At 72.0% G+C, this 25,922-nt stretch carries 26 protein-coding genes and 1 tRNA gene; 15 read left to right on the top strand and 12 right to left on the bottom strand.

The window, feature by feature from the left end:
• Window positions 1-110: 110 nt before the first annotated feature.
• Complete coding sequence (locus AC4OXY_RS18440) at window positions 111-848, top strand: TerD family protein (RefSeq protein WP_491994232.1); 738 nt, start codon at window positions 111-113, stop codon at window positions 846-848.
• Window positions 849-864: 16 nt separating this feature from the next.
• On the opposite strand, the gene AC4OXY_RS18435 is transcribed toward AC4OXY_RS18440, so the two are convergent.
• A complete protein-coding gene (locus AC4OXY_RS18435) occupies window positions 865-1,629 on the bottom strand; it encodes a TerD family protein (RefSeq protein WP_356031248.1) in 765 nt (254 codons plus the stop codon).
• 186 nt (window positions 1,630-1,815) lie between these two features.
• On the opposite strand from AC4OXY_RS18435, the gene AC4OXY_RS18430 reads away from it, so the two are divergent.
• From AC4OXY_RS18430 to AC4OXY_RS18420, 3 genes are read left to right on the top strand one after another with little or no spacing between them, the layout of a single operon-like run.
• The gene (locus tag AC4OXY_RS18430; RefSeq protein WP_356031246.1) at window positions 1,816-2,985 is read left to right on the top strand and encodes an HpcH/HpaI aldolase/citrate lyase family protein; all 1,170 of its coding nucleotides are present in this window, start codon (window positions 1,816-1,818) and stop codon (window positions 2,983-2,985) included.
• A complete protein-coding gene (locus tag AC4OXY_RS18425) occupies window positions 2,982-5,435 on the top strand; it encodes a phosphoribosyltransferase (protein ID WP_491994231.1) in 2,454 nt (817 codons plus the stop codon). The genes AC4OXY_RS18430 and AC4OXY_RS18425 overlap by 4 nt, the downstream gene beginning before the upstream one ends.
• The gene (locus AC4OXY_RS18420; RefSeq protein ID WP_491994230.1) at window positions 5,435-6,244 is read left to right on the top strand and encodes an HAD family hydrolase; all 810 of its coding nucleotides are present in this window, start codon (window positions 5,435-5,437) and stop codon (window positions 6,242-6,244) included. Before AC4OXY_RS18425 ends, AC4OXY_RS18420 begins: the two co-directional genes overlap by 1 nt.
• Here AC4OXY_RS18420 and AC4OXY_RS18415 read toward each other — a convergent pair.
• Window positions 6,241-6,456: an FmdB family zinc ribbon protein gene (locus tag AC4OXY_RS18415; RefSeq protein WP_356031242.1), complete on the bottom strand. Its 216-nt coding sequence runs from the start codon at window positions 6,454-6,456 to the stop codon at window positions 6,241-6,243. The genes AC4OXY_RS18420 and AC4OXY_RS18415 overlap by 4 nt on opposite strands.
• 303 nt (window positions 6,457-6,759) lie before the next feature.
• Here AC4OXY_RS18415 and AC4OXY_RS18410 point away from each other — a divergent pair, with 303 nt between their 5' ends.
• From AC4OXY_RS18410 to AC4OXY_RS18400, 3 genes are all read left to right on the top strand, one after another.
• Window positions 6,760-8,865, top strand: a complete 2,106-nt coding sequence (locus tag AC4OXY_RS18410) for a transglycosylase domain-containing protein (protein WP_491994616.1) — start codon at window positions 6,760-6,762, stop codon at window positions 8,863-8,865.
• 51 nt (window positions 8,866-8,916) lie between these two features.
• Window positions 8,917-10,203: a polysaccharide deacetylase family protein gene (locus AC4OXY_RS18405; protein ID WP_356030523.1), complete on the top strand. Its 1,287-nt coding sequence runs from the start codon at window positions 8,917-8,919 to the stop codon at window positions 10,201-10,203.
• A gap of 189 nt (window positions 10,204-10,392) precedes the next feature.
• On the top strand, window positions 10,393-11,508 hold the full coding sequence (locus AC4OXY_RS18400) for an amidase domain-containing protein (RefSeq protein ID WP_491994615.1): 1,116 nt from the start codon (window positions 10,393-10,395) through the stop codon (window positions 11,506-11,508).
• Here AC4OXY_RS18400 and AC4OXY_RS18395 read toward each other — a convergent pair.
• The 3 genes from AC4OXY_RS18395 to AC4OXY_RS18385 form a co-directional block, all read right to left on the bottom strand.
• Window positions 11,496-12,035, bottom strand: coding sequence for a DUF4383 domain-containing protein (locus AC4OXY_RS18395; protein ID WP_356030524.1), 540 nt, complete (start codon window positions 12,033-12,035; stop codon window positions 11,496-11,498). The genes AC4OXY_RS18400 and AC4OXY_RS18395 overlap by 13 nt on opposite strands.
• An 89-nt stretch (window positions 12,036-12,124) precedes the next feature.
• Complete coding sequence (locus tag AC4OXY_RS18390) at window positions 12,125-13,462, bottom strand: hypothetical protein (protein ID WP_491994229.1); 1,338 nt, start codon at window positions 13,460-13,462, stop codon at window positions 12,125-12,127.
• A 96-nt stretch (window positions 13,463-13,558) separates the two neighbouring features.
• On the bottom strand, window positions 13,559-14,329 hold the full coding sequence (locus tag AC4OXY_RS18385; RefSeq protein WP_356030526.1) for a DUF4097 family beta strand repeat-containing protein: 771 nt from the start codon (window positions 14,327-14,329) through the stop codon (window positions 13,559-13,561).
• A gap of 260 nt (window positions 14,330-14,589) precedes the next feature.
• Here AC4OXY_RS18385 and AC4OXY_RS18380 point away from each other — a divergent pair.
• Window positions 14,590-14,661: transfer RNA gene (locus AC4OXY_RS18380), tRNA-Val, on the top strand.
• 44 nt (window positions 14,662-14,705) lie between these two features.
• Here the strand turns inward: AC4OXY_RS18380 and AC4OXY_RS18375 are convergent.
• Together AC4OXY_RS18375 and AC4OXY_RS18370 are read right to left on the bottom strand one after the other, a co-directional pair.
• Window positions 14,706-15,041, bottom strand: coding sequence for a DUF8825 domain-containing protein (locus AC4OXY_RS18375; RefSeq protein WP_356030527.1), 336 nt, complete (start codon window positions 15,039-15,041; stop codon window positions 14,706-14,708).
• 160 nt (window positions 15,042-15,201) lie between these two features.
• Window positions 15,202-16,191, bottom strand: coding sequence for a ketopantoate reductase family protein (locus tag AC4OXY_RS18370; RefSeq protein WP_491994228.1), 990 nt, complete (start codon window positions 16,189-16,191; stop codon window positions 15,202-15,204).
• Window positions 16,192-16,284: 93 nt separating this feature from the next.
• Between AC4OXY_RS18370 and AC4OXY_RS18365 the strand changes: the two genes are divergently transcribed.
• On the top strand, window positions 16,285-16,530 hold the full coding sequence (locus AC4OXY_RS18365) for a DUF2277 domain-containing protein (protein WP_491994227.1): 246 nt from the start codon (window positions 16,285-16,287) through the stop codon (window positions 16,528-16,530).
• 84 nt (window positions 16,531-16,614) lie between these two features.
• Complete coding sequence (locus tag AC4OXY_RS18360; RefSeq protein WP_491994226.1) at window positions 16,615-17,058, top strand: DoxX family protein; 444 nt, start codon at window positions 16,615-16,617, stop codon at window positions 17,056-17,058.
• A gap of 141 nt (window positions 17,059-17,199) precedes the next feature.
• On the opposite strand, the gene AC4OXY_RS18355 is transcribed toward AC4OXY_RS18360, so the two are convergent.
• Complete coding sequence (locus tag AC4OXY_RS18355) at window positions 17,200-17,730, bottom strand: superoxide dismutase family protein (RefSeq protein WP_356030532.1); 531 nt, start codon at window positions 17,728-17,730, stop codon at window positions 17,200-17,202.
• Between the two features lie 227 nt (window positions 17,731-17,957).
• On the opposite strand from AC4OXY_RS18355, the gene AC4OXY_RS18350 reads away from it, so the two are divergent.
• The 3 genes from AC4OXY_RS18350 (at window position 17,958) to AC4OXY_RS18340 (ending at window position 20,375) form a co-directional block, all read left to right on the top strand.
• Window positions 17,958-18,572, top strand: coding sequence for a DedA family protein (locus tag AC4OXY_RS18350; protein ID WP_356030680.1), 615 nt, complete (start codon window positions 17,958-17,960; stop codon window positions 18,570-18,572).
• A gap of 386 nt (window positions 18,573-18,958) precedes the next feature.
• Window positions 18,959-19,540 (top strand): TMEM165/GDT1 family protein, encoded by a 582-nt coding sequence (locus AC4OXY_RS18345; RefSeq protein WP_356030533.1) that lies wholly within the window; start codon window positions 18,959-18,961, stop codon window positions 19,538-19,540.
• A gap of 166 nt (window positions 19,541-19,706) precedes the next feature.
• Window positions 19,707-20,375, top strand: a complete 669-nt coding sequence (locus AC4OXY_RS18340; RefSeq protein ID WP_356030534.1) for an HAD-IA family hydrolase — start codon at window positions 19,707-19,709, stop codon at window positions 20,373-20,375.
• Between the two features lie 154 nt (window positions 20,376-20,529).
• On the opposite strand, the gene AC4OXY_RS18335 is transcribed toward AC4OXY_RS18340, so the two are convergent.
• Window positions 20,530-21,495 carry a peptidoglycan-binding domain-containing protein gene (locus AC4OXY_RS18335; RefSeq protein ID WP_491994225.1) on the bottom strand — a complete coding sequence of 322 codons (966 nt, stop codon included), beginning with the start codon at window positions 21,493-21,495 and terminating at the stop codon, window positions 20,530-20,532.
• Window positions 21,496-21,638: 143 nt separating this feature from the next.
• On the opposite strand from AC4OXY_RS18335, the gene AC4OXY_RS18330 reads away from it, so the two are divergent.
• Window positions 21,639-23,690, top strand: coding sequence for an MDR family MFS transporter (locus AC4OXY_RS18330; protein ID WP_362822183.1), 2,052 nt, complete (start codon window positions 21,639-21,641; stop codon window positions 23,688-23,690).
• On the opposite strand, the gene AC4OXY_RS18325 is transcribed toward AC4OXY_RS18330, so the two are convergent.
• Window positions 23,683-24,180, bottom strand: coding sequence for a GNAT family N-acetyltransferase (locus AC4OXY_RS18325; protein WP_491994224.1), 498 nt, complete (start codon window positions 24,178-24,180; stop codon window positions 23,683-23,685). The two genes, AC4OXY_RS18330 and AC4OXY_RS18325, sit on opposite strands and share 8 nt — an antisense overlap.
• Window positions 24,177-24,596 carry a DnaJ family domain-containing protein gene (locus AC4OXY_RS18320; protein ID WP_356030540.1) on the bottom strand — a complete coding sequence of 140 codons (420 nt, stop codon included), beginning with the start codon at window positions 24,594-24,596 and terminating at the stop codon, window positions 24,177-24,179. The genes AC4OXY_RS18325 and AC4OXY_RS18320 overlap by 4 nt, the downstream gene beginning before the upstream one ends.
• Before the next feature lie 130 nt (window positions 24,597-24,726).
• On the opposite strand from AC4OXY_RS18320, the gene AC4OXY_RS18315 reads away from it, so the two are divergent.
• Window positions 24,727-25,119, top strand: coding sequence for an FHA domain-containing protein (locus AC4OXY_RS18315; RefSeq protein WP_376285141.1), 393 nt, complete (start codon window positions 24,727-24,729; stop codon window positions 25,117-25,119).
• Between the two features lie 24 nt (window positions 25,120-25,143).
• On the opposite strand, the gene AC4OXY_RS18310 is transcribed toward AC4OXY_RS18315, so the two are convergent.
• Window positions 25,144-25,815 carry an O-methyltransferase gene (locus AC4OXY_RS18310; protein WP_356030543.1) on the bottom strand — a complete coding sequence of 224 codons (672 nt, stop codon included), beginning with the start codon at window positions 25,813-25,815 and terminating at the stop codon, window positions 25,144-25,146.
• Window positions 25,816-25,922 lie beyond the last annotated feature (107 nt).

The following is a 25,922-nucleotide window of genomic DNA, read 5'->3' as shown; positions in this document are numbered from 1 at the left end:
CCCGCGGGTGAGGAACGCTCTGAACGGGGCGGCCGGCACCGGCCGGCCGCCCCGACGGCGTACAGGGGCATCGACGTACCGGCGCACAGCCGCGTGACCTGGGGGCGGGAATGGGTTTCTTCGACGGACTGCGGGGCGCCAGCGCCGCCAACTTCGACTCGGGCGAGGCCGCGACCGGCTCCATCCAGATGTCCGCCCGGCATCACACGGTCTCCCTCACCAAACAGGGCGCGGCCACGGGCAACCTGCGGGTCAACCTGACCTGGCGGATGCGCACGTCCGACGACTTCGACACCGCCCCGCGCGCCGGCCTCTTCCGGCACCCCTTCAGGGTGCTCAAACCGCCGGAGGTGCTCGGGCACGGCCAGAGCATGGTCAACGTCGACCTCGACCTCGGCTGCCTGTACGAACTGGCCGACGGCACCAAGGGCGTCGTCCAGCCGCTCGGCAACCTCCTCGGCGATGTCAACGCCCCGCCGTACATCAAGCTCAGCGGCGACGACCGGTTCGGCTCGGCGTCGGGCGAGACGATGTACGTCAACCTCGACCACCGCGACCAGATCAAACGCCTGCTGGTCTTCGTCTACATCTACGACCAGACCCCGGCCTTCGACCGTACCCATGCCATCGTCACGCTCTATCCCAGCAACGGCCCGCGCATAGAGATCGGCCTCGACGAACGCCATCCGCAGGCGCGCTCGTGTGCCGTGGTGATGATCGAGAACGTGAAGGACGAACTGCTCGTCCACCGCGAGGTGAAGTTCGTGTACGGCTTCCAGGGCGAGCTGGACCGGCTGTACGGCTGGGGCCTGCAGTGGGGCAGGGGCTACAAGACGGCGGACCGGTGAGGGCGGGCCGCCCCCCTCACCGCCCGATGAACTGGGGCCCCTGCGGCGGCAGCCGGAAGTTCGGGTCCAGCGGCCCGGCGGGCACCGGCACGGGCTGCGGCTGGGGGTAGCCGTACGCAGGCCCGGCCGACGTCGGCTGCGGATAGCCGTACGCGGGCGGCTGCTGCGGCACGACCGACGTCGGCTGCTCGGGAGGCAGCGGCTGGGACGTCGTGGGCTCCGGCGCCGGCTCCGCCCCCTCCGACTCGTCCACCGAGATGCCGAAGTCCGTCGCGAGGCCCTTCAGCCCGTCCTGGTACCCCTCGCCCAGCGCGCGGAACTTCCAGCCCTCCCCGCGCCGGTACAGCTCACCGCAGATCAGCGCCGTCTCCGCGCCGGTCTCCGGCTTGATCTCGAAGGTGGCCAGCGGCTCCCCGTCGGCGGCCGCGTCGTACAGCAGGATGCACAGCGCCGGCACCTGGTCGAACGTGACGCCGTCCGCGGAGGCCACGAGCACGATCCGCCCGACACTCGGCTCGACACCGGGAAGGTCCGACTGGATCGTGTCCGTCAGCCCCTCGGTGACCCGCTTCTTGCCGAGCCGCCACACCTTTCCGGACGGATGCCGGGGCTGGTTGTAGAAGACGAAGTCCTCGTCCGAGCGCACACGGCCGTCGGGTCCCAGCAGCAGGGCCGAGGCGTCCACGTCCGGGACCCCCTGCCCGGGCGTCCAGCGCAGCACGGCGCGGACCGTGGTGGCATCCAGCGGGACGTTCGATCCCTTCAGCATGGCGTGCGTCATGCGGTCATCCTGCCCTCTCGGTCCTGGTCACGACAATGCGGGGGCAGGGCCGCCGACGGCCGCCGACACAAGCGGGTTACCGGAAATTCATGCCCGCAGGGAACCCAGGACATGGATCCGTACGTACTATTACCGGCCACCTTTTACCGAACTCAAACACTCGGGCCCGTGCCCTGGGGGAGTCCTATGCGTCATTTCGGGCACATCGCCCCCGAGGTGCGGCAGCGCCTTTTCCACCGGGAGCCGGCCGCGTTCACCGCCGACTCCCCGGCCCGGCTGCTCGCCGCCGCCCTCGGCGCCACCCTGTACAGCCCGGCCACCCGGCCGCGGCTCGCCGACGACATCGTCAAACAGGCCGGGAACGGCGTGATCTCGATGGTGCTGTGCCTGGAGGACTCCATCGACGACGCGGACGTCATGGCCGGCGAGGAGAACCTCGTCCGCCAGTTCGCCGACCTCGCCGCCCGGCCCGGCTGCGAGCCGCCACTGCTCTTCATCCGGGTGCGCGCCCCCGAGCAGATACCCGACCTCGTACGGCGGCTCGGCGCGTCCGTCCGGCTGCTGTCCGGGTTCGTGCTGCCCAAGTTCACCGAGGAGCGCGGCATCCCGTTCCTGGAGGCCCTGACGGCCGCCGAGGGGGAGAGCGGCCGCCGGCTGTTCGCCATGCCCGTCCTGGAGTCCCCCGAGCTGCTCTACCGCGAGTCCCGGGTGGACACCCTGGAGGGCATATTCCGCGCGGTCGACAAGTTCCGCGACCGGGTGCTCGCGCTGCGCCTCGGCGTCACCGACTTCTGCTCCTCCTACGGCCTGCGCCGCGCCCCCGACATGACCGCCTACGACGTCCAGATCGTCGCCTCGGTGATCGCCGACGTCGTGAACATGCTGGGCCGGGCCGACGGCACCGGATTCACCGTGACCGGGCCCGTGTGGGAGTACTTCCGCCTCTCGGAGCGCATGTTCAAGCCCCAGCTGCGGCAGAGCCCCTTCCTGGAGGTGCAGGCCGTCGAGCTGCGCGAGAAGCTGATCGAGCACGCCATGGACGGACTGCTGCGGGAGATCTCCCTCGACCACGCCAACGGCCTGCTCGGCAAGACCTGCATCCACCCCTCCCACGTGCTGCCCGTGCACGCGCTGTCCGTGGTCAGCCACGAGGAGTACAGCGACGCCCAGGACATCCTGCGGCCGGAACGCGGCGGCGGGGGTGTCCTCAGATCGGCCTACACGAACAAGATGAACGAAGTGAAGCCGCATCGCGCCTGGGCCGAGCGGACTCTGCTGCGCGCCGAGGCGTTCGGCGTGGCCCGCGAGGAGGTCGGCTTCGTGGAGCTGCTCGCCGCCGGGATAAGGGACGCATGAGGAACGCAGTGAACGACGGGGTCTGGTCCGGCAGTTGGGTCGCGCAGCGGCTCGGGGTCGAACTCGTGGGGGACGACGGGCTGCGGCCCCTGCTGGGGCTCGCCCTGCGGCGCAACCCGAAGCGGGCCCATCTGCTGGTGTCGAACGTCCTCGGCAAGCACGTCCCGCAGTCGCCCTCCGTGGTGTACGGGCACGGGGTCCGGCTGGGCCGCCGGGTGGCCGGTCTGCTCGGCGAGTCGGAGGCGGCCCGAGCGGTCGTCCTCGGGTACGCGGAGACGGCCACCGGACTGGGCCACGCCGTCGCCGACGGGCTCGGTACGGCGCCGTACCTGCACTCCACGCGGCGGCCGGTCGCCGGGGTCGCCCGTGCGGGCGGCTTCGAGGAGTCGCACTCGCACGCCACGTCGCACCTGCTGCTGCCGGAGGATCCCGCGCTGCTGGCCGGGGACGGCCCGCTGGTGCTGGTCGACGACGAGTTCTCGACCGGCAACACCGTGCTGAACACGGTGCGTGATCTGCACGCGCGGTATCCGCGGGAGCGGTATGTGGTGGTCGCGCTGGTCGACATGCGGTCGGCGGAGGACGTCGACCGGATGAAACGGTTCGCCACGGAGATCGGGGCGCGGGTGGACCTGGTCGCCGCCGCGTCCGGGACGGTGCGGCTGCCGTCGGACGTGCTGGAGAAGGGGCGGCGACTGGTGGCCCGCCACGAGGACGCCGGGTGCGGGTCCGCCGTGACCGACCCGACGTCCCCGTACGGCCGAATCGAGCTGCACTGGCCGCACCGCCTCCCCGACGGCGGCCGGCACGGGTTCACCCCCGCCCACCGCGCCCGCCTCGAAGCCGCCCTTCCCGAGATGGCCGCCCGCCTCGCCGACGCCCTGCCCGCCTCCGCCCGCCGCGTCCTCGTCCTCGGCTTCGAGGAGCTGATGTACGCCCCGCTGCGGCTCGCCCGGGAGCTGGAGCAGGTCATGGACGCCGAGGTGCGGTTCTCCACCACCACCCGCTCGCCCGTGCTCGCGCTGGACGACCCCGGCTACGCCATCCGCACCCGCCTGGTCTTCCCCGCCCACGACGACCCGGCCGACGGGCCCGGCGAGCGGTACGCCTACAACGTCGCAGGCGGGGGGTTCGACGCCGTCGTCGCCGTGGTCGACTCCGTCGCCGACACCCCGGCCCTGCACGCGCCCGACGGGCTGGCGGCCCAGCTCGCGGCGCACGTCCCGCACGTCCTGCTCGCGGTCGTCCCGTCCTACGTCCCCGAGCCCCAGCACGCTCCCGAAAGGCCGGCCATGCTGCCCGAGCCCCTCCGCGGCCCCGCATTCTCCTCGTACGCGCCCGAGGAGGTCGGCTGGCTGCTCCAGGACCTCTCCGACGTGAGCCTGGAGGCGCCGACCGAGGAGCGGGAGGAGGCCATCCAGAGCGGCGGGGCGCACTACGCCGAGTCGCTGCCGGTGGAGTACCAGCCCAGCGAGCAGTACCAGGAGCTGTTCCAGGCCGCCCTCGACGCCTCCGCCGCCCGGATCGCGCAGGCCGTCGGCGTGGTGACGGAGACGGTGCTCGCCGAGCGGTCGCCGCGGCCGGTGCTGGTGTCGCTGGCCCGGGCCGGCACCCCGGTCGGGGTCCTCATGCGCCGCTGGGCGCAGTTCCGGCACGGGCTCGACCTCCCGCACTACGCCGTCTCGATCGTGCGCGGCCGGGGCATCGACGCCACCGCGCTGCGCTGGCTGGCCGCGCACCACGACCCGCGGGACGTCGTCTTCGTGGACGGCTGGACCGGCAAGGGCGCGATCACCCGGGAACTCGCCCGGGCCGTCGAGGAGTTCGAGCAGGCGGAGGGCATCGGCGGCTTCGACCCGGAGATCGCCGTCCTCGCCGACCCGGGCTCCTGTGTGCGCACCTACGGCACCCGGGAGGACTTCCTCATCCCCTCGGCCTGCCTCAACTCGACGGTCTCCGGCCTGATATCCCGTACGGTGCTGCGCGCCGACCTGGTCGGTCCGGACGACTTCCACGGCGCCAAGTTCTACCGCGAACTCGCCGGCTCCGACGTCTCCGTGGCCTTCCTCGACGCCGTCGCCGCCCGCTTCCCGGAGGTCGCCGACGCGGCCGGGACCGCCGCCAAGGAGCTGATGGCCGAGGACCGCACCCCGACCTGGGAGGGCTGGCGGGCCGTGGAGCGGATCAGCGAGGAGCACGGCATCCACGACGTGAACCTCGTCAAGCCCGGCGTCGGCGAGACCACCCGGGTGCTGCTGCGCCGGGTGCCCTGGAAGATCCTGGCCCGCAAGGGCGCGGGCGCCGACCTCGACCATGTACGCCTGCTCGCGGACCAGAGGGGCGTACCCGTCGAGGAGGTCGGCGAGCTGCCGTACACCTGCGTCGGGCTGATCCACCCCAAGTACACCCGAGGGGCGACCGGCGCCGACGGCCGGGCGGTGAACGTCTGATGCCGGTGCTGGTGGCGAGCGACCTCGACCGTACGCTGATCTACTCCTCGGCGGCCCTCGCGCTGACCATGCCGGACGCCCGGGCGCCCCGGCTGCTGTGCGTGGAGGTGCACGAGGCGAAGCCGCTGTCGTACCTGACGGAGACGGCCGCGCAGTTGCTGACCGAGCTCGGGGACGCGGCCGTGTTCGTGCCGACGACGACCCGGACCCGCAAGCAGTACCAGCGGATCAGCCTGCCGGGACCGCCTCCCGCGTACGCGGTCTGTGCCAACGGCGGCCATCTGCTGGTCGACGGGGTCACCGACGCCGACTGGCACGCGCGCGTGCAGGCGCGCCTGGCCGCCGCGTGCGCGCCGCTGGCGGAGGTGCACGACCATCTGGCGCGGACGGCCGACCCGGCGTGGCTGCGCAAGCACCGGGTCGCCGAGGGGCTGTTCACCTACCTGGTGGTGGAGCGCGAGCTGCTGCCCGAGGAGTGGGTGAAGGAGCTGGCGGCCTGGGCGCAGGGCCGGGGCTGGGCCGTCTCGCTCCAGGGCCGCAAGCTCTACGCCGTGCCGCGGCCGCTCACCAAGAGCGCCGCGGTCCGCGAGGTGGCCCGCCGCACGGGCGCGGACCTGACCCTGGCCGCCGGTGACTCCCTGCTGGACGCCGACCTCCTGCTCGCCGCCGACCGGGGCTGGCGCCCCGGCCACGGCGAGCTGGCCGACACGGGCTGGACGGCACCGGGGATCACCGCGCTGCCGGAGCGGGGGGTCCTCGCGGGGGAGCGAATTCTCAGGGAATTCTTGCAATCCGCCCGGCAGGGCTAGCCGCAGCAGCCTCCGCCGCAGCACCCGCCTCCGCCGCCCCCACCGGCCGCGGGGGCCTGCGCGGCCGTACCCCCGACCGCCACGGCCGAGAGCAACTTCACCGTGTCGTCATGGCCGCCCGGGCACGACGCGGGTGCGGCCGACTCCGCCATCGGTCGGCTCAGTTCGAACGTGTCGCCGCAGGTCCGGCAGCGGTACTCATAGCGAGGCATGGGCCCAGGGTAGCCGCCGGGGCCCGGTTCGGGCCCTTGTGATCCGGGCGTGATCCATATCGAACGGGCTTCTTCACAGACACATGTGTGAGGGTTTCGAAAATACGCTGATAGCTTGTTTGCGCCGTTGCGAGAACGCTCAGCTCACCGCGCGAGCAAGAGCGAGTGCGGAGGGGAGACGCCGTCGTGACTGACGCGTCGCGGGGACAGGATCGTCCTCAAGGGGGGGACCATGGTGAGGAATTGCCCGACAGCGAGGCGACCCTGCACATAAGGGTCGGTGCCGCCCGGGCGGACGAGACCATGCAGTTGCGGGTGCCCGCGCCGCCGGAGCCGCCCGAGCGGGCCGGGGGCGGCCGGGCCGAGCGCCGGCGCAGCGCCCGCCTCTCGGCGCGCCAGCGCGCCGAGGCGACCGCCCGGCGCCTCCTCGCGCTGCTCGCCCCCCTGGCGCCGTACGCCCGCCGGCTCGCGCCCTACGTGCGCCGGCTCAAGCCCGTCTACCCGCGCCCCGGCCGCACCGGCTGGCGCCGCTGGATGCCCTCGTGGCGGCAGTGGATCGGCGGTGTCCTCACGTCGTTCGGCCTGCTCTCCGCCTTCCTCGTCACGGCGTACGCGATGACGGACATTCCGAGCAACCTGAACTCGTACGCCACCCAGCAGGACAACGTCTTCTTCTGGTCCGACGGCACCCCCATGGCCCGCACGGGCTGGGTGCAGCGGCAGGCCATGCCGCTCAAGGACATCCCCCAGGACGTGCGCTGGGCGGTGCTGGCGGCGGAGAACGAGACGTTCTACACGGACCCCGGCATCTCCGTGCGGGGCATCACCCGCGGCCTGTGGCAGACGGTGGGCGAGGGGGACACCGCGGGCGGGTCCACCATCACCCAGCAGTACGTCAAAAACGTGTATCTCAACCAGAACCGGACGATCAGCCGCAAGTTCACCGAGGCGATGATCGCCCTCAAGCTCGACAACAAGATGAGCAAGGACCAGATCCTGGAGGGCTACCTCAACACCAGCTGGTTCGGCCGCGGCAGCTACGGCATCCAGCGCGCCGCCCAGGCGTACTACGGCAAGGACGTCAGCAAGCTCGACGTCTCCGAGGCGGCCATGCTCGCCGGACTGCTCAAGGGCGCCGGCCTGTACGACCCGACGCTCAGCGCGGCCAACCACCACCGGGCCGAGGAGCGCTGGAAGTGGATCCTGGACCGCATGGTCAAGATCCACAAGCTGACCCCGCAGCAGCGTGCCGCGTACAAGGCGTTCCCCGAGCCGCTGAAGACCAACCCGCTCTACAACACCGGTGCGCAGAGCGACTACCTGGTCGAACTGGCCTCGCAGTACGCGAAGAAGGCCGCCCATCTGACCGACCAGCAGTTCGACCTGGGCGGCTACCAGATCTACACGACCTTCGACCGCACACGGGAACAGGCGCTCACCGACGCCGTCACCAAGGCCCGCAAGCAGGCGAAGCAGAAGGATCCGGGCCCGGCGAAGGACGCCCACTACGGCGCCTCCTCCGTCGCCGCGGACGGACGGATCCTCGCGGTCTACGGCGGCCCGGACCACCGTACGCAGGGCTACAACGAGTCCAACGCGGCCACCGTCCCGGCCGGCACCGCCTTCCTGCCGTTCGTCTACGCCGCCGGGCTGGAGCACGGCGTCCACAAGACCCGCGGCGGGCCCGCCACCCCCGTCACCCCGGAAAGCGTCTACGACGGCGACGACAACATCCCCGTCATGACCCCCGAGGGGCCGTACTGGGACCGCAGCGGCAAGAAGGTCGCCGCGCACAACGACGGCAATACGTCGTACGGGAAGATCACCCTGCGCCAGGCGCTCGCCCGGTCGGTGAACACCCCGTTCATGCAACTCGGCATGGACGCCGGCCTGGACAAGGTGCGGCAGACCGCCGAGGCCGCCGGGCTGCTGTCCGACAGCTTCGGCCCGCAGGTGCCCGCGCTGTCCCTCGGCACCTCCACGCCGAGCGCGATCCGGATGGCGAGCGGGTACGCCACGTTCGCCGCCGGCGGCACCCACACCGAGCCGTACTCGGTGCGCCGGATCACCCGCAACGGCGCGCCGCTCCCCCTGAACACGCCGCAACCGCAGCGCGCGGTCGCCACCGCGGTGGCCCAGGACGTCACCGACGCGCTCGCCGACTCCTTCCGCGCCGCCCACCCGTCCACGGCCGCCGCGCGGCCGCACCTGGCGGGGAAGGCCGGCACCGCCGCCAACGACACCGCAGCCTGGTACGCCGGCAGCGACGACTCCGTCTCCACGGCGGTGGTCGTCTACCGGATGAACCTGGCCGAGTCCCTGGAGCCGCTGCCACTCCAGGGGCTGGCCGGAACGTCCGCCGACAGCGTGCCGTACCGACTCTGGTCGGCAGCCATGGGACTGGGCTGACCCCCGGACCCGCACCCGCACCCGCCGCCCTCCTCGCAGATTGAGCCGCGCATGTCCCGCAAGAAGTCGCCGCGCCGCAGGCAAGCGCCCGCCCCGGCCCTCATACGCCGGCCGCAGGTCCTGACACTGGCCGCCTTTCTCGTCGTCGCCTCGCTGGTGGCCGGGTACCTGGCCCTGACCCGCGCGGACCGCACCGCACCGACGGCCGCCTCTGGGCCCCAGCCGAAGACCACCGCCAAGCCCAGCCCGACCCCCTCCTGGGACGGCAGGACCAAGATCCTCGGCGACGGCTCCACCTCCTACACCGGCCCGCAGAAGGGCACGCTCAAGCCGGTGCCGCTCAAACCCGGCGAGAAGCCGCCGCAGTTCGTGGTCTTCTCCTGGGACGGCGCGCTGGAGGGCGACGACCATCTCTTCTCGCACTACCGGGAGATGGCCAAGGAGTACAACGCCCACATGACCTTCTTCCTCACCGGCATCTACCTGCTGCCCAAGAGCGAGAAGTCGAAGTACCAGGGCCCGATGCACAGCCCCGGCGACGCCGCGATCGACTACGCCACCGACGAGCACATCCGCACCACGCTGGAGCAGTTGGGCCTCGCCTACGAGCAGGGCAACGAGGTCGGCACGCACTTCAACGGCCACTTCTGCGGCGCCAAGGGCGGCGGCGACTGGAGCGTCGAGCAGTGGAAGAGCGAGATCGACCAGTTCTACTCGTTCGTGGAGAACTGGAAGACCAACACCGGCTTCAAGGACGTCCCCGCCCTGCCCTTCGACTTCAAGCAGGAGGTCGTCGGCGGCCGTGCGCCCTGCCTGGAGGGCCAGCCGAACCTGCTGAAGGCCCTGCAGAAGTACGGCTACGGCTGGCGCTACGACGCCAGCTCGCCGGGCGACTTCCAGATCTGGCCGACGAAGAAGAACGGCGTCTGGGACTTCCCGCTCGAAATGCTCCCGTACGCGGGCAAGGACTTCCAGGGCCTGTCGATGGACTTCAACTTCCTCTACAACCAGTCCAACGGCGAGGTGCACGGCGACCCGGCCAAGTACCCGCAGTGGGAACAGCAGACCGTCCAGTCCTACATGGACGGCTTCAACCGCGTGTACTACGGCAGCCGCGCACCGCTGTTCATCGGCAACCACTTCGAGAACTGGAACGGCGGCATCTACATGAAGGCCATCGACCAGGTCATCCCGAAGATCTGCACCAAGAAGGGCGTCAAGTGCGTGTCCTTCAAGGAACTGGCCGACTGGCTCGACGTCCAGAAGCCGCAGACCCTCGCGGCGCTGCGCGCCCTCGACCCGGCGCAGTCGCCGGACTGGTCGGCGGTCGTCCGGTGAACGTCCTCAAGTGACAAGCGAGTAACAGTAGTTCCGCTTGTGCAGCTGTCTTCACACCAGTCACACGATCCGTGCGAGGATGCGTACCGCTCGGTAGGCCTACCGGCATAGAGGGGAACATCATTGAGATCGAGAAAACTGAGCCGTAGCCGCCGCCGCGCCACCATAGTGGGCGCCGCGGCCGCCTCGCTGGTCGCAGGCGTGGCCCTGCTGCCCAACTGGACCGCGGGCGCCGCCGTCGTCGACGACCCGACGGTGAACGCGGCCACCAAGGCGACCTTCCAGAAGCTGGCCGACGCGGTCTTCACCGACCGCACCCAGGCCCTCGTGGACGGCGCCGGCAGCAAGGGCACGCGGCACACGGCGGGCTTCTCCGGGTCCGTGCGCATGTCCGGCGGGCAGAGCCACCAGGAGTCGTCCGCCGTGAAGACGCTGGCGGCCCGCAAGAACCTGCTGGCCAAGCTCGGCGAGAAGTACCGCGCCGGCAGCACGCAGGTCACGCTCGACGCGACCGAGGTGCACGGCCGCAGAGCCAAGGTCGCCGTCACCGAGATCACGACCCTGACCTACGAGAAGCCGTCGGCCAAGGGGCCGAAGACCACCGGCTTCCAGGCCCACCACGAGCTGACCTTCAAGGCGGACCGTCACGGCGACTGGCAGCTGACCGGCATCAAGGACACCGACAACGGCTACCTCGCCGTGAACCAGGTCGTCACGCCGTCGGTCGCCAAGGCGAAGACCACGCCCGCCGACGACGGCCCGCCGGACGCGCCCCGCGCCGCCACCAGCTGGCCCGCACCGGCCAACCCGAAGAAGCTCACCGGCGGCGCCTACGACTACCAGGCCATGGTGGCGTACGCGCAGAAGTACTGGCGCAACTACAACCCGGACTACCCGGACTTCAACGGCGAGGCCGACGGCGGTGACTGCACCAACTTCGTCAGCCAGACCCTGAAGGCGGGCGGCTGGAAGCACGTCCCGGGTGACGGCACGGACTTCCACAAGTGGTTCGGCAACTCCGAGATCCAGTCGGACTCCTTCGTCGGCGTCAACGAGTTCTCCTGGTTCGCCCTGTCCTCCAAGCGCGTCACGCCGCTGGCCGACGTCTACCAGGCGGACCTCGGCGACGTGATCCAGATGGACTTCAACCGGGACGGGTCCAAGGACCACTCGATGATCGTCACCTACCGCGACCGCTACGGCGTTCCGTACGTGACGTACCACTCGAACAACACCTACAACCGGTCGGTGGCGAGCCTCGTCGCGTCGTACCCGGGCGCGTACTTCTACGCCTACCGCACCTGATCGTCCTCACGCCGCTCGGGCTCGCCCTCCGAGGGATGGCGGGCCCGCCAGTACGGGTTGTCGTGCGGCAGGGTCGAGCCGACCCTGCCGTACATGCCGAAGGTCATCAGCAGCAGGCCCACGACGAAGCTGAAGAACACGTTCTGGATCTTGAACGCCAGGAAGTTCTGCGGTGTGTCCAGCAAGCCGAGGAACAGGAAGCCGGCCAGCAGGAACAGCACCCCGAACACCATGTTCAGCGTGGACGCCACGTTTCCGCCGATCACCATGCCGGCCAGCAGGACCGCCCCGACGACGATCGACAGCACGCTCAGGGTGTCGTTGGTGTTCAGCCCGACGACCTCGGCACCGCCGGTGCTGAAGAAGCCGATGTTGTGGAGCAGACCCAGAATGCCGAAGGCGACGAGGAACGCGCCGATCAGGCCCGCGCCGATCCGGTAGACCGTGTTCAGCCGATGGTCCACGGGCAGATGCTGATCGAACCGGATCCGCTGCCGCTGTGGTGGGTGCGCTGCGTGTGTGGCCATATCCGCCTCCCTCGGGCGTGTAGCGGAGGCCATCCGTCCACCCAATATCCGCCCACCTCACCGGGTGGGGCAACAGCAGCGCCCGGCGCTCAGTGCCCCCCGCGCTCCTCACGAATCCGCGCGACGACCTCCGCCGCGGCCCGCCGCACGGCATCCGTCTCGGTCAGGAAATGCCAGTAGTCGGGGTGGCGCCCCTCCAGCGAAGCCGCGGCCCGCTCCAGCCGCCCCACCGCCTCGTCCAACGGCGCCGCATGTCGCGGATCCGGCGTCGCCCGCCCGCTCATCGCCAGCCGCTGGGCGTCCCGGATCGCGAACCGCGTGCGCTCGATCTCGGCCTGCGGATCCTTCTGTACGGCGTTCAGCCTGGTCAGCCGGTCACCGGCGGCCGACACGGCCTCGTCGGTGGTGTTCAGCAACGCCCGGACCGTCGACAACAGCGACGTGGCGTCCGGCCAGCGCTGCGCCTCTCGGGCGGACTGCGCCTCACGGAGCTTCAGCTCGGCCTGCCGTACGTTCTGCGCGGCCTGCTCGGGCACGTGCTGCAGATCCTGCCAGCAGGCCGCCGCGAACCGCCGCCGCAGCTCGCTGAGGACCGGGTCCACCTGCCCGGCCCGCGTGGTCAGCGCCTGCGCGCGCGTGCGCAGCGAGACCAGCCGGTGGTCGATCTCGGCCGCCAGCTCCGGCAGCCGCTCGGCCTCGGCCCGGATCGCCCCGGCCTCCCGCTGCACCCGCTCGGCCCGCTCCAGCGTCTGCTGCACGCCGTGCTGCCCGGCGCCCTGGTTCAGCTTCGTCAGCTCCGGGGACAGCGCGGCGAGCCGGCCCGCGAGGTCGTCGGCCCGCAGCCCGCGCTCCCGTACGGCGTCCAGCGCGTTGCTCGCGCCCAGCAGGGCCTGCCGGGCCCGCTCCACGGCGGGCGCCACCCGGGCCAGCTGGGTCTCGGCCTTGCCCAGCAGCGGCCCGAGCGAGCCGCCGAACCGGTCCAGCTCCTGCTTGACGCGCAGCAGCTCGTCCTTGGCGGCGGTCAGCTCCGAGCGCGCGCGGGACGCGGCGGCGGCCTCCAGGTCGTCCCGGTCGAGATCATGGGCGTCGACGGCCTGGATGTACCGTTGGCTGACCTCGTCGATCCGGCCGCCGAGCGCCGCGAAGTCGCTCGCGGCGCGCCGGGCGGCCGGGGTGTCGTCCACCGCCGTGATGGTCTCGACGGAGATCCGCAGATCCCGCTGGGCGGTGTCCAGTTCGTAGAACGCGGCCGCCGCCGCGTCCTTCGCCGCCTGCGCCTCGGCCCGCTGGCTCTCCGCCCGGCCGCCGAACCAGCGCCGGGTGCCGCCGCCGGCGAACGCGGCGGGCAGCGCGAGCGCGGCCAGCACCGGCAGGCCGATCAGAGTGAGGGTGTCGCGCAGAGCCGTGGGCCCTCTCCTCGCCGTCACATCCCTCTCCCGTGCTGTGGTCCGCCCTGGGTGGAGTCATTCTCCCACCCGTGGAAGACGAACACACGGGCCGGTCAGTTGCCGTGGGGCGGGCCGTCAGTTCGCCGTACGGACCGTGATCCCGCCGTTGGAGGTGTCGGCCGTCACCGTGTGCGCGCTGCTGTCGGAGCGCGGCACGGACACCGTGACTCTGCCGTTGGCGGAGCCGGTCCGGACGCGGTAGTCCGCGCGGGGCACGGTGATCGTCACGGATCCGTTGCTGCTGTGGGCGTTCACGCTGTCGGGTATGGAGCTCAGGTCGAGGTGCACCGCGCCGTTGCTCGTGCCGGCCCGGACCTGCCGGGAGGAGGCCTCGGCGCTGACCGCGCCGTTGCCGGAGTGCAGTTCGAGCGGTCCGCTGGAGTCGGTGACGCGCACCGCGCCGTTGCTGCTGCGGATGCTGACCGGATCCGAGAAGCCCTGCGCGCGCACGCCTCCGTTGCTGTCGGTCACCGTCAGGGCGATCCCGCGCGGCACCTCGATGCGGTACTTGGCCGAGCAGTCCGCGATCAATCCGGTGCAGTGCAGGCGCAGCTTCAGCCGGTCGTCCTGGAAGGACCAGCTCACCCTGGGGCTGCCGCCGACGACGACCTTGCCCTGGAACCACCGGGTGACCTGGACCGTGCCCGCCTTGGCGCCCCGCGCGGAGACTATCTCCAGTGCCGCGTCGTCGGAGTCGACGGTGAGCGTGCGGCCGTGCAGCCCGAAGGACTTGTGGTCGGGGTGTTTGTCGTTCCCGGCGGAGGCGCCGCAGGCGCTCACCCCCGCGAGGAGCACCCCGGTGACCACGGCCATGACGGCGGCGCGGACGGCAACGGAACGGGCCATGCGATATCTCCCCCTGAACCGGCCCGCCGGGTGCGGCGGCCGGACTGTGTCGGTCTGTCATGACCGTAGAAGATCGCGGCCGTTCCGGGAATCAGGGAGCCTCCCGGACCTTTGCTGGGGACAACCCCCGTAAAACCCTGACCGAATCCCTGACCGGCCCCCTGCCCGACACCCTGATCGCCCGCCGGAACGGGTTTGCGGTACACGGGCCCCGGCAAGGTAGGCTGTCGACTCGACCTGGGCACTCGCCCGGGTGTTCGGGGTGCGTAGCTCAGGGGTAGAGCGCCTGCCTTACAAGCAGGATGTCGGCGGTTCGAAACCGTCCGCGCCCACCGACGAGGAGCCCCCGGCCGCACGGCCGGGGGCTCCTCTTCATCTACTCCTCTGTCCACTCGGGGGCGTGCTTCAGCCGGGTGCGTATCTCCACCCGGTCCGGCGCCGCGACGTCGGCCCAGAAGCGGTGCGTGCTGATGAACACCGCCAGCTCGTGCTCGCGCCGTCGCAGCTTCTCCACCGCGGCCTGCTCGTCCTCGGTCCAGCCCGGGGACGCGGGCCGCTCCACCTTGCGCCAGCCGGTGTCGTCACTGAACCCGTCCATCGGCGCCACCGACCAGGGCAACTTCTTGAGCAGGGCCGACAGCTCGGCCCTGACCTGATGCAGCTCCTCCTGACCGGCGAGGAGGTCACTGGGGAATTCGTAGGGCGTAGCCACACGGCAATGCTACGCCTGTTCGATTTTGAGGTGCGAGCTCGTTCGCGGGGTCAGAGGGAGGTTCAGCCGAACGGGTGGCGGAGGAGGGAGTGGGGGATGCGGGGCGAACGGACCGGCCCGCCGCCCCGCACCAGGTCAGTGGCCGTCGCCCCGCACCGGGTCAGTGGCCGGCGGCCCGCAACTCGTCCACCAGGCGGGACGTCACCGGTACCGGTACGCCGTGCCGGCCTGCCGCGCGCAGCAGTGCCCCGCCGACGGCGTCCAGCTCCAGCGGGCGGCCCGCCTCGGCGTCGCGCTGCATGGACGACTTGGCCGCGGGCGGGAAGGCGTCGTAGCGGGTGAGTGCGCGGGCCGGGTCGGCGGGGGCGCCGCAGGCGCGGCTGACCGCGGCCGTCTCGGCGACGAGGGACTCCAGCTCCTCGCGGTGCCGGGTGCGGACCTCGCCGAGCGGGAGGCCGTATCGCGTGGTGAGGAGGGCGAACGGCGCCAGGAACGCCATCTTGGCCCACAGTGCCGCCGTCTCGTCCTCGACCACGCGGGCGGCCGTACCGGCGTCGGCGAGCACGGCGGCGAGGGCGTCCAGCCGGGCGCGCGGCACGCCGTCCCCGGCGAGGTCGATCTCCGTGAACGGGCTGCCGTGCTCGATCACGCCGGGAAAGACGCGGGTGGACTCCACGCGGATCACCGTCGGCGCGACCCGGTCGGCGCGGTACCGGGCGCGCAGCGCGGCGGGGTGCTCGACGCCGTTCAGCAGCGGGACGACCAGGGCGTCGCCGAGCACGGCGGGCGGGACACGGGTCAGGGCGGCGTCGAGCGCGGTGTGCTTGACGGCGACCAGGCAGGCGTCCACCGGTTCGCGCAGCTCGGTGTCCGCCTCGACGGACGCGGTGAACACGCCGAACTGCGCGCTGCGGACGGCGATTCCGGTGCGGCGCAGGGTGCCGGCCGTGCCGTCCTGGGCCAGGCAGACGACGCGGTGGCCGGCGCGGGAGAGCAGGGCGGCGAGGAGCCCGCCCGTGCCGCCGGGGCCGAGGACGGCCACGGTGCTCCGCGGGCTCCTGCTGCTCCCGCTCGTGTCGATGGGCCCGCTGTGCTCGGTGGACTCGGCAGGCTCGGCGGGGCCCGCGGGGTCGGTGTGCTCGGTGGCCATACGGCTGTTCCTTTCGACGGTCGGCCCCGGGGATCGGTGGCCGCCTTCGCCGTGATCATCGCAGGGGCGGGCGGCGAGCGGGAGACTGAAGGCATGTGCCGAAGTATCAAGACGCTGCGCCCGCCCGTCCTGCCCGGCGAGGCCACGGACGAGGACATCCATGCCGCCGCGCTCCAGTACGTGCGCAAGGTCTCGGGCTTCCGTGCCCCCGCCGCCCACAACCGCCAGGTCTTCGAGCGGGCGGTGGCCGCGGTGGCCGAGGCGACGGCGGAACTGCTCGACGGGCTGGAGGTGAAGGGGCGGACGCGCCCTAATGTTGAACTTGCAAGTACTGATTAGGTTCGCCTAACCTGTGACCCTCGCTCGGTACACCCCCCACGACCGGCCACGTCCCCGGCCGGCGCCGAAGAGGAGAACCCCCACATGTACGCACGCCTCAACTCCGCCCAGCCGTACGCCATCGCGCTCTTCCGCGTCGTCGTCGGCCTGCTCTTCGCCGTGCACGGCGCCGCCTCCCTCTTCGGCGTGCTCGGCGGCGCCGCGGGCACCAACGGCGGCACGATCCCGTCCGGCACCTGGCCGGGCTGGTACGCCGCGGTGATCCAACTGGCCGCCGGTGCCCTGGTGTTCCTCGGCCTCGGCACCCGTGGCGCCGCGCTGATCGCCTCGGGCTCGATGGCGTACGCCTACTTCGACGTGCACCAGCAGGCCGCGCTGTGGCCCATCCAGAACGGCGGCGAGCTGTCCGTCCTGTTCTGCTGGGCGTTCTTCCTGCTGGTCTTCACCGGCTCCGGCGCCTTCGGCCTCGACCGGCTCTTCGGCGGGGGCGCGGCCGCGGCCGGCGAGCGGGCCCCGATGGCCGCCTGACGCGCGCCTGACGCGCCCCGCGCCCGGCGCGGGACGGCGCCCTTCCCCGTCACGAAGGGGGAGGGCGCCGCTCTGTGCTGTCAGGCCGTCAGGCCGTCACCGTCACCGGCGTCTTCGCCGACGGCGTACGCCGGCCGTCGCTCACGACGCGTTGCCGAACGGCACGGTGAAGCAGGCCGCCCGGGCCCCCTTCGTGCCGGGCTCGCTGTGGATCACCACCGAGGCGGCCTGGCCCTTGCGGAAGGCCCAGTCGTGCCGCGCGGTCGCGTGGCCGATGCCGTTCGCGTCGGCCTTGAAGTCCAGCCAGGCCTCGTTCTTGTCGTTGACGTGGGCGGCGTCCGTGCCGGCCTTGTCCTGGTAGTGCTTGCCGGCGGCGTCGGGCTTGGCCCCGCAGGCCTTCTGGTGGATGTGGGCCCCGTACTGGTGGCCGGCCTTGAGGCCTGCCACCCGCAGCTCGACCGTCGTGGCGCCGCCTGGCCTGGTCTGCTGCCGGACGTTGATCAAGGCGCCCGCCGGGACGAGTTTCTGGTCGTACGTCACGGCCTTCGACGCGACGGTCGCGGTCGGCGGGCTGAACACGCCGGAGGCGTCCAGCGTGAAGCCGGGCGCGCTTGCGGTCCCGGTCGCGAACAGGGCTGCGGCGAGGGCGCCCGTGTATACGGCTGCCACCATGAGTGCACCTTTTCCTGCGCTAATGCGCCGTTTCGTTACTTCATATGCCTTCTGTCCGAAGACAGGCCTCTCTACGTTGCTACGGGACATGGGACCGCTCCGCCGCACGGGGGGCGCCGGAAGAGTGAACCGACGCCCGGAATCGCCCCATCGGCCCCCCTGGCCCCGGCTGTCACACCTCCCGCGTACGCTGTATGGCTGTCAACGGGGGAGCAACGGGAGTCGTGGTGTTCGAGAGTGTGGGGTCACTGGCCGACGGGCCGTGGATCTACGCGGTGGTGGCCCTGTCCGTGCTGCTCGACGTGTTCGTACCGGTGCTGCCGAGCGGTGTGCTCGTCATCGCGTCGGGCACGGCCGCGGCGGCGGGCTCCGGCGCGGCCACCGGCCAGGTCCCGCACGGCGTGCCGGACCTGCTCGTCCTGATCGTCTGCGCGGCGACCGCCTCGGTCCTCGGCGATCTCGTGGCCTACCGCCTGGCCTGGCGGGGCGGGGAGCGGCTGGACCGGGCCATAGCGCGCTCCCGGCGGCTGACCACCGCGCAGGAACGTCTCGGTGACGCGCTGGCCCGGGGCGGCGGCGCGCTCGTCGTGCTGGCCCGCTTCGCCCCCGCCGGCCGCTCGGTCGTCTCCTTCTGCGCCGGCGCCGCCCATCGCCGCGCCCGCGACTTCGTCCCGTGGTCCGCGCTGGCGGGTCTGTCCTGGGCGGCGTACAGCGTCGCCCTCGGCTACTACGGCGCCCAGTGGCTCGGCGCGACCTGGCTCGCCACGGGCGTCTCCCTGGCGGCCCTGTTCGGCGCGGGCGCGGCCGCGGGCTTCCTGGTGCGCCGCCGCCCGGCCTCCTGACCGGCGGCGCGGAGACGGCGGGCCGGACCGGCCCGCCGTTACTCACGAGGCGGCGTTGCCGCGAGGTGAGCGTTCGGTAAGAAACTAATGACGCGTCCATGACACGGCAGGCCTCGGCTGGTTCACGGCCGAACTTTCACATCCCGTACGATGGGTCGCGCAGAAGGGGAGTAGCTCTTCGCCGGACCGTCGACATACTGCTCAGCGAGCCTGAGCCGGCGCCCGGAGGCGGACCACCGAGTCTCATCGGGATCCGTCGGCGAGACCTTCGGCAAGCAGTGCACGTCCGCGCCCACCGGTGCGGGCGCCGAGTGTGCTGCCATGCCGAGGTGTCATCGCGTGACGTACCACACTCTCGGCGGGGCGGCCCGACCGATTGAGGAACCTTGATCAGCATCACCGTGACGGCGCTCGTCTTCGGCGTCATCTTCCTCGCCGAACTGCCGGACAAGACCGCGCTCGCCGGTCTGGTCCTCGGCACCCGCTACCGGGCGAGCTACGTCTTCGCGGGCGTCGCCGCCGCCTTCCTGCTGCATGTCGTGCTGGCCGTCGCGGCCGGCAGCGTGCTGACCCTGCTGCCGCAGCAGATCGTGCACGCGATCACCGGAGTCCTCTTCCTCGGGGGCGCGGCGATGCTGCTGCTGCAGAAGCCGGAGGACGAGGAGGAGATCAAGAAGCCCGCCGACCAGTCCTTCTGGAAGGTCGCGGGCACGGGCTTCACGCTCATCCTCGTCGCCGAGTTCGGCGACCTGACCCAGATCATGACCGCCAATCTCGCCGCCCGCTACAACGACCCGATCTCGGTCGGTCTCGGCGCGACGCTCGGCCTGTGGGCCGTCGCCGGACTCGGCATCGTCGGCGGAAAGGCCCTGATGAGGAAGGTGCCGCTGCGGCTGATCACGCAGATCGCGGCGCTGCTGATGCTGGGGCTGGGCGTGTGGAGCCTGTACGAGGGCATCGCCGGCTGAGCTGAACGGCGGGTGAACCCTCGACGGAGCCGCTGGCGGGATCGGGAGCTGTTTTGTACCGTGGAGGAACAAAGTAGCTCCCGCCCGTTTTCCCTGACCGGCGGGCGGGGCTCCTTTGTCCCCTGCGGTCCCTCCCCGGGGGATCCTCTCGTTCCTGGAGCTGCCGATGACGGCCACCGCCACGCCCACCGTCCTCACCGCCCGCGCCCTCCTGCTCGACATGGACGGCACCCTCGTCAACTCGGACGCCGTGGTCGAGCGCATCTGGCGGCGCTGGGCCGAGCGGCACGGGCTGGCCGGCGACGAGGTGATGAAGGTCGTCCACGGCCGCCAGGGGCACGCCTCCATGGCCGTCCTGCTGCCCGAGCGGTCCGTCGAGCAGAACCTCGCCGACAACGCCCGCATGCTCGCCGAGGAGACCGCCGACACGGACGGCGTGGTGGAGATCCCCGGCGCGAGCGCCTTCCTGGCCGCCCTGCGCGGTCTCCCGCACGCCCTGGTGACCTCCGCGGACGTCGCGCTGTCCACCGCGCGCATGAACGCCGCCGGGCTGCCGCTGCCGCAGGTCCGGATCACCGCCGAGTCGGTGGGCGCGAGCAAGCCCGACCCCGAGGGCTTCCTGAAGGGCGCCGCCGAGCTGGGCGTGGCCCCGGCCGACTGCGTGGTCTTCGAGGACTCCGGGGCCGGGATCGCGGCCGGGCGGGCCGCGGGGATGACCGTGGTGGGCATCGGCCCCCGGGCCGGCCTGCACGAGCCCGACGTGGCCGTGGCCGACCTCACGCGCGTACGGGTCGAGGCGGGCGCCGACGGGACCGTCCGGCTGCACATCGGCTGACGCGGGCGGACCGGAGCCGCCGAGCGCTCCGCCGGGAGTGCCGGACGGTGCACGTCGGTCGTCTGCGGGGCCGGTGTGGCCGGTCGCGCCCCCGCGGCGGAGCCGCATATCGATGGAGCCCCGCGCTCCTTCCGGGCGAACGCGGGGCCCGCCCTCACTGCTGCGAGGGCTGTGACGTCTCCGACTCCAGACGCTGCCGGGTCGCCGGGCCGTACTCCCCGTAGGGGTCACCGGTGATGCCCCGGGCCTGCTGGTAGGTGCGCACCGCGTCCTCCACGGGGCGGGTGAAGACGCCGTCGACCTGGTCGGCGTACAGGTTCAACTGGCGCAGCCGCTCCTGGAGTTCGGTCACCTGCGGGCCCTGGTCGCCGCGGCGCAGCACCGGCGCGGCCGCGGGTGTGGTCCGCGCGCTCGCGGAAGCCGTCGCGGTGGGGGAGGGCGAGCGGGACGCCGTGGGGGACGGTGCCGCGGAGGTCGGCGACGCGGACGGCGTGGCCGGCCGGGCCGGGGCCGGCGGGGCCGAGGACGGACGCACCAGCGAGCGGGACACGGGCGGGGAATCCGCCGCCGGCGAGGAAGACGACACCGGCGCGCTCACGTCCGGAACGCTCGCCCGGACCTCCTGGGCGGCGGAACGGTCCCGGGACGACGGGGTGTCGTACGAGAACAGCCCGCTCGCCAGGCCGGCCGCCGCCACGACCGCCACGCCCGCGCCGGCGGCCGACAGCAGGACGGCGCGCCGGGGACGCCGGCGCGGCGCCTCGCCCGGCACGGTCTCCGCCGTGGCCGCGCCGTCCGCCCCGCTCCCCTCGAACATCCGCAGGTCCGTCGTGCTCGGCCCCGGTATGGGGCGCAGGGGCAGCGTGGCCTCGACGGGCGGCACCGCGCCGGTCTGCGCGGGCTCGTCCACCTCGACGTACGGGCGGATCCGTAACGGGTCGAAGTCCTCCGCCGCTGCCGCCTCGGCCGTCCGCGTCTCCCGCAGGGCCTCGGCCGCCCGCTCGGTGCAGTCGCACGACGGACTCCGGTCCAGGCCCCTCGGCGCCCCGCACCGCGGGCACGTACGGCCCTCGGGACTCCCGGGACTCTCCGGACCCCCCGGCCTCGCGGAATCACTCATGTGTTCGCCCTCCCCTTGCGGACTTCCGAGACTATGCGGACCTTGTCCGCATCCGCCGTCAAAAACGCGGGACTCGACAGGCCATAACCGGTCACACCGACGACGATGGAGAAGGTGCATTCCGAGCCTCCCGGGAGGTCTCCATGACCCTCGACACGCACGGCACGACGAAGGACGTGAAGGACGGCGAACACGTCCCCGGCAATGTGTTCGTCCCCATCGGCGCCCTGCTGCTCGGACTGCTGCTCGCCGCGCTCGACCAGACCATCGTCTCGACCGCGCTGCCGACGATCGTGAGCGATCTCGGCGGCCTGGAGCATCTGTCCTGGGTGGTCACCGCCTATCTGCTGGCCTCGACCGCCGCGACCCCGCTGTGGGGCAAGCTCGGCGACCAGTACGGCCGGAAACGGTTGTTCCAGACGGCAATCGTGATCTTTCTCATCGGCTCGGCGCTGTGCGGCATGGCGCAGAACATGGGCGAGCTGATCGGGTTCCGCGCACTCCAGGGCCTCGGCGGCGGCGGGCTGATGGTGCTGTCGATGGCGATCGTCGGCGACCTCGTACCGCCACGCGAACGCGGCCGCTACCAGGGGCTGTTCGGGGCCGTCTTCGGCGCGACCAGCGTGCTCGGGCCGCTGCTCGGCGGGCTGCTCACGGAGCATCTGAGCTGGCGCTGGGTGTTCTACGTCAACCTCCCCGTGGGCGTCGTCGCGCTGGCCGCGATCGCCACCGCGCTGCGCCTGCCGCGCCGCAGCGAGCGCCACGTCATCGACTACCTCGGCACCTTCCTGATCGCCGCCGTCGCCACCTGCCTGGTCCTCGTCGCCTCGCTCGGCGGTACGACCTGGCCCTGGGCCTCGGCGCAGATCATCGGGCTCGCCGTGCTGGGCGTGCTGCTGGCCGTGGCCTTCGTGGCCGTCGAGCGGCGGGCCGCCGAACCGGTGCTGCCGCTGAAGCTGTTCGGCATCCGCACCTTCACGCTCGCCGCCGTGATCAGCTTCATCGTCGGCTTCGCCATGTTCGGCGCGATGACCTATCTGCCGACCTTCCTCCAGGTCGTGCACGGCGTCTCGCCGACCGTGTCCGGGGTGTACATGCTGCCCATGGTGTTCGGCCTGCTGCTGTCCTCGACCGTGTCCGGACAGATCGTCAGCCGCACCGGGCGCTGGAAGGTGTTCCCGGTCACCGGCACCGCCGTCACCGCCATCGGCCTGCTCCTGCTGCACCGCCTCACCGAGCACAGCCCGACCGCCGTGATGAGCGTCTACTTCTTCGTCTTCGGTCTCGGCCTCGGCCTGGTCATGCAGGTGCTGATCCTCATCGTGCAGAACGCGGTCTCGTACGAGGACCTGGGCGTGGCCACCTCCGGCGCGACCTTCTTCCGCTCCATCGGCGCCTCCTTCGGCGTGGCCATCTTCGGCACGGTCTTCGCGAGCCGCCTCGGCGACAAGCTCACCGCCGCCTTCCGGGGAGTCCCCCTGCCGCCCGGCGCCAGTGCGAACGCCGTGAAGTCCGACCCGCGGGGCATCGCCGCGCTGCCGCCGACGCTGCGCCCGGCCGCGCTGCACGCGTACGCCTCCGCCATCACGGACGTCTTCCTCTACGCCGCGCCGGTCGCCCTGCTCGGCTTCCTGCTGGCGTGGTTCCTGAAGGAGGACCCGCTGCGCGGCTCGGTCACCGCACCGGACGTCTCCGAGACCCTCGCGCCCAATCCGGTCGAGCGTTCCTCCTACGACGAGTGCTGCCGCGCGCTGTCCGTGCTCGGCACCCGCGAGGGCCGGCGGGAGATCTACGAGAAGATCACCGCACGGGCCGGCTACGACCTGCTGCCCGCCGCCGGCTGGCTGCTGCTGCGCATCCGCAGGTACGGCTCGGTCGAACCCTGCGTGCTCGCCGAGCACGGCCCCGTCCCGCTGGAGGTCCTCCTCGCCGCCGCCCGTCAGGTCGAGGAACGGCGCCTTGCGCAACGCGAGGGCCTGGACCTGTACCTGACCGACGCAGGCCGCGAGGTCGCCGACCGGCTGGCCGCGGCCCGCGAGGAGTCGCTGGCCGAACTCCTCGGCGACTGGTGGCAGCCGGACCGCTCGACCGACCTGACGGAGCTGGTGAAGGAACTCACCGGCGAACTGTGCGGCTCGGCGCGCGAACAGCCACGCGAACGACCGCACGGCCGGCCGGTGACCGGGCTCAGCTGACGGTCAGTTCCTTGCGGAACCAGTGCTCGGCGTACGCGGCGTCGTTGTGCGGCTCGGTCTCCGCGTAGCCGAGGCGGGCGTACAGGGCGCGGGCCTCGACCAGATCGCCGCGGGTGTCGAGCACGATCCGCCGGGCCCCGAGGGCGCGGGCGGCCTCCTCGGCGGCGGCCACGAGCAGCGGGGCGCCGCCCTTGCCGCGCAGGTGATCGTGCACGAACACCCGGGTGAGTTCGGCGGTGTCCGGGCCGAGCAGCCGTACTCCCGCCGAGCCGCCCGCCTCACCCGCGTACCAGCCCACCAGCAACTGCCCGGCGGGCGGCGAGAGTTCGGCCCCGTTCTCGGCCGCGATCTCCCGCTCCAGCTCGCCGGGGTCGGTGCGGTGCCCCTCGTGCAGCACGTACCAGCGGTCGCTGACCTCGGTGTAGTACGCCCGCCACAGGACGGCGGCGATGGGGGAGTCGTACGGTTCCGGGGCGATGGTCCACGTCATGCCGGAGTATCACCCCCGGCCCGCCGCCGGTGCCACTCCCTTACGACCTCCTCGACGTCGTACGGCTTCCTGCCCAGCGGGGGGCCGGGCGGGGGCTTGAACATCATGTCCTTGATCTTGACGTTGACGTCCTCGACGATCTTCCGGGCGATCCGCTCCGAGGGGGCCGCGTAGGCCGCGTCGAGGGCGTCCTCGGCCTCCTTGCGGAGGGCGAGCGCGGGCGGCAGGACGGACAGGCCCTCGCGCGTCATCTTCCGTTTGATCCACCACAGTTCGTCATAGGTGGAGTCGACCTCGCTCGGCAGCGGCTCGCCCGCTCCCGGCAGTCGCTCGAATTCACCGCGCCCCTGCGCGTCACGGATCTGCTTGTCGACAAACGAGTCGAACGACACACCCGGTGGCTTTCGCTCGGTCATGACTCCATTGTGCCGGACGCGGCCCGGCGGGGCGTTCTATCATGCGGCGGCGGCAGGCCGATCCGGCCTCGTCGCGAGGACGTGCACGGACGGTGCACGGACGTGCACGGACATCACAGGGGGAACGCACGTGCTCGAACTCACCATGGCCACCGTCTCCGAGGCCGACTCCGGCGCCACGGCCGGTATGACGATGGCCGACGCGCCGAGCGAGCCGGGCGCCGCGCTCCGGGTCGGCAGGGACGCGGCGGTGTGCAAGCTGGTCACGCCCGACGACTGGCTGTTCGTCTCCCGCGTCCACCTGGAATTCGTGTGCGCCCCCGACGGCGGCTGGCAACTGACCTGGCTGCGCGGCTCACAGGCCGAGCCGTCCGCCGAAGTGCGCCTGGTCTCGGGGGAGTTCAGTCAGCCCCTCGGCTACGGCGCGACCGTACGGCTGCCGCACGGCGGGTCCGGCGAGATCGTCGTCCAGGACCGCACCGCGCCGCGCAGCGTCAACGTCGGCTTCTACCACGAGGCGTAGCGCCACCCACGCACCCGGTGCGGCTCAGGCGAGCACTCGGGCCAGCGCGAACCCGTCGTAGCCCTTGGTGCCGACCGTCTGGAGCGCCGTACCGCTCAGCCTCGGGTGGGTGGCGATCAGGTCGATCGCGGCGCGGGTGCCGATCACGTCCGGATCGGTGCTGTCCGGGTCGGCGACCCGGCCGCCGCGCACCACGTTGTCGATCACGATCACGCTGCCCGCACGGGTGAGCCGCAGCGCCCACTCCACGTAGTGCGCGTTGTTGGCCTTGTCGGCGTCGATGAAGACCAGGTCGAACGGGGGCGGGTTCTCGTCGGCCAGCTTGGGCAGCGACTCCAGGGCCGGGCCGACCCGCACCTCCGCGATCCGGTCCAGGCCCGCCCGGGCGATGTTCCGCACGGCGACCTCGGCGTGCCGGGCGCTGTACTCCAGGGAGACCAGCCGGCCGTCCTCGGGCAGCGCCCGGGCCAGCCAGATCGTGCTGTACCCGCCGAGCGTGCCGATCTCCAGCACGGTGCGCGCGCCCTGCAACTGCGCGAGGAGCTGGAGGAACTTGGCCTGTGCGGCCGTGACGGCGATGTCCGGCAGCCCGGCCGCCTCGTTCTCCCGCAAGGCCGCCTGAAGCGCCTCGTCGTCGGGCGCCAGGTGGCTGATGAAGTAGTCGTCGACGTCGTCCCAGAGCTGCGAGCCGGTCATGCTCCTGCTGCCTTTCCCGAGTGCCTGCGCTTCCCCTGCGCGGTCATCGTCTCAGCCGAGGGGCACCGAGGGGGAGATCGGCGGCGGGGCCCGGACCGGTGGCGGCG

This window comes from Streptomyces sp. HUAS MG56 (assembly GCF_058673395.1).
Note: the sequence above shows the minus strand (reverse complement) of the source record. Positions and strands in the feature narration are given on the sequence as shown.

Excerpts from the sequence above, each read along its gene's own strand:
- AC4OXY_RS18440 (WP_491994232.1), top strand. The coding sequence starts at position 111 with ATGGGTTTCTTCGACGGACTGCGGGGCGCCAGCGCCGCCAACTTCGAC.
- AC4OXY_RS18435 (WP_356031248.1), bottom strand. The coding sequence starts at position 1,629 with ATGACGCACGCCATGCTGAAGGGATCGAACGTCCCGCTGGATGCCACC.
- AC4OXY_RS18430 (WP_356031246.1), top strand. The coding sequence starts at position 1,816 with ATGCGTCATTTCGGGCACATCGCCCCCGAGGTGCGGCAGCGCCTTTTC.
- AC4OXY_RS18425 (WP_491994231.1), top strand. The coding sequence starts at position 2,982 with ATGAGGAACGCAGTGAACGACGGGGTCTGGTCCGGCAGTTGGGTCGCG.
- AC4OXY_RS18420 (WP_491994230.1), top strand. The coding sequence starts at position 5,435 with ATGCCGGTGCTGGTGGCGAGCGACCTCGACCGTACGCTGATCTACTCC.
- AC4OXY_RS18415 (WP_356031242.1), bottom strand. The coding sequence starts at position 6,456 with ATGCCTCGCTATGAGTACCGCTGCCGGACCTGCGGCGACACGTTCGAA.
- AC4OXY_RS18410 (WP_491994616.1), top strand. The coding sequence starts at position 6,760 with ATGCAGTTGCGGGTGCCCGCGCCGCCGGAGCCGCCCGAGCGGGCCGGG.
- AC4OXY_RS18405 (WP_356030523.1), top strand. The coding sequence starts at position 8,917 with ATGTCCCGCAAGAAGTCGCCGCGCCGCAGGCAAGCGCCCGCCCCGGCC.
- AC4OXY_RS18395 (WP_356030524.1), bottom strand. The coding sequence starts at position 12,035 with ATGGCCACACACGCAGCGCACCCACCACAGCGGCAGCGGATCCGGTTC.
- AC4OXY_RS18385 (WP_356030526.1), bottom strand. The coding sequence starts at position 14,329 with ATGGCCCGTTCCGTTGCCGTCCGCGCCGCCGTCATGGCCGTGGTCACC.
- AC4OXY_RS18370 (WP_491994228.1), bottom strand. The coding sequence starts at position 16,191 with ATGGCCACCGAGCACACCGACCCCGCGGGCCCCGCCGAGCCTGCCGAG.
- AC4OXY_RS18365 (WP_491994227.1), top strand. The coding sequence starts at position 16,285 with ATGTGCCGAAGTATCAAGACGCTGCGCCCGCCCGTCCTGCCCGGCGAG.
- AC4OXY_RS18360 (WP_491994226.1), top strand. The coding sequence starts at position 16,615 with ATGTACGCACGCCTCAACTCCGCCCAGCCGTACGCCATCGCGCTCTTC.
- AC4OXY_RS18355 (WP_356030532.1), bottom strand. The coding sequence starts at position 17,730 with ATGGTGGCAGCCGTATACACGGGCGCCCTCGCCGCAGCCCTGTTCGCG.
- AC4OXY_RS18340 (WP_356030534.1), top strand. The coding sequence starts at position 19,707 with ATGACGGCCACCGCCACGCCCACCGTCCTCACCGCCCGCGCCCTCCTG.
- AC4OXY_RS18335 (WP_491994225.1), bottom strand. The coding sequence starts at position 21,495 with ATGAGTGATTCCGCGAGGCCGGGGGGTCCGGAGAGTCCCGGGAGTCCC.
- AC4OXY_RS18330 (WP_362822183.1), top strand. The coding sequence starts at position 21,639 with ATGACCCTCGACACGCACGGCACGACGAAGGACGTGAAGGACGGCGAA.
- AC4OXY_RS18325 (WP_491994224.1), bottom strand. The coding sequence starts at position 24,180 with ATGACGTGGACCATCGCCCCGGAACCGTACGACTCCCCCATCGCCGCC.
- AC4OXY_RS18320 (WP_356030540.1), bottom strand. The coding sequence starts at position 24,596 with ATGACCGAGCGAAAGCCACCGGGTGTGTCGTTCGACTCGTTTGTCGAC.
- AC4OXY_RS18310 (WP_356030543.1), bottom strand. The coding sequence starts at position 25,815 with ATGACCGGCTCGCAGCTCTGGGACGACGTCGACGACTACTTCATCAGC.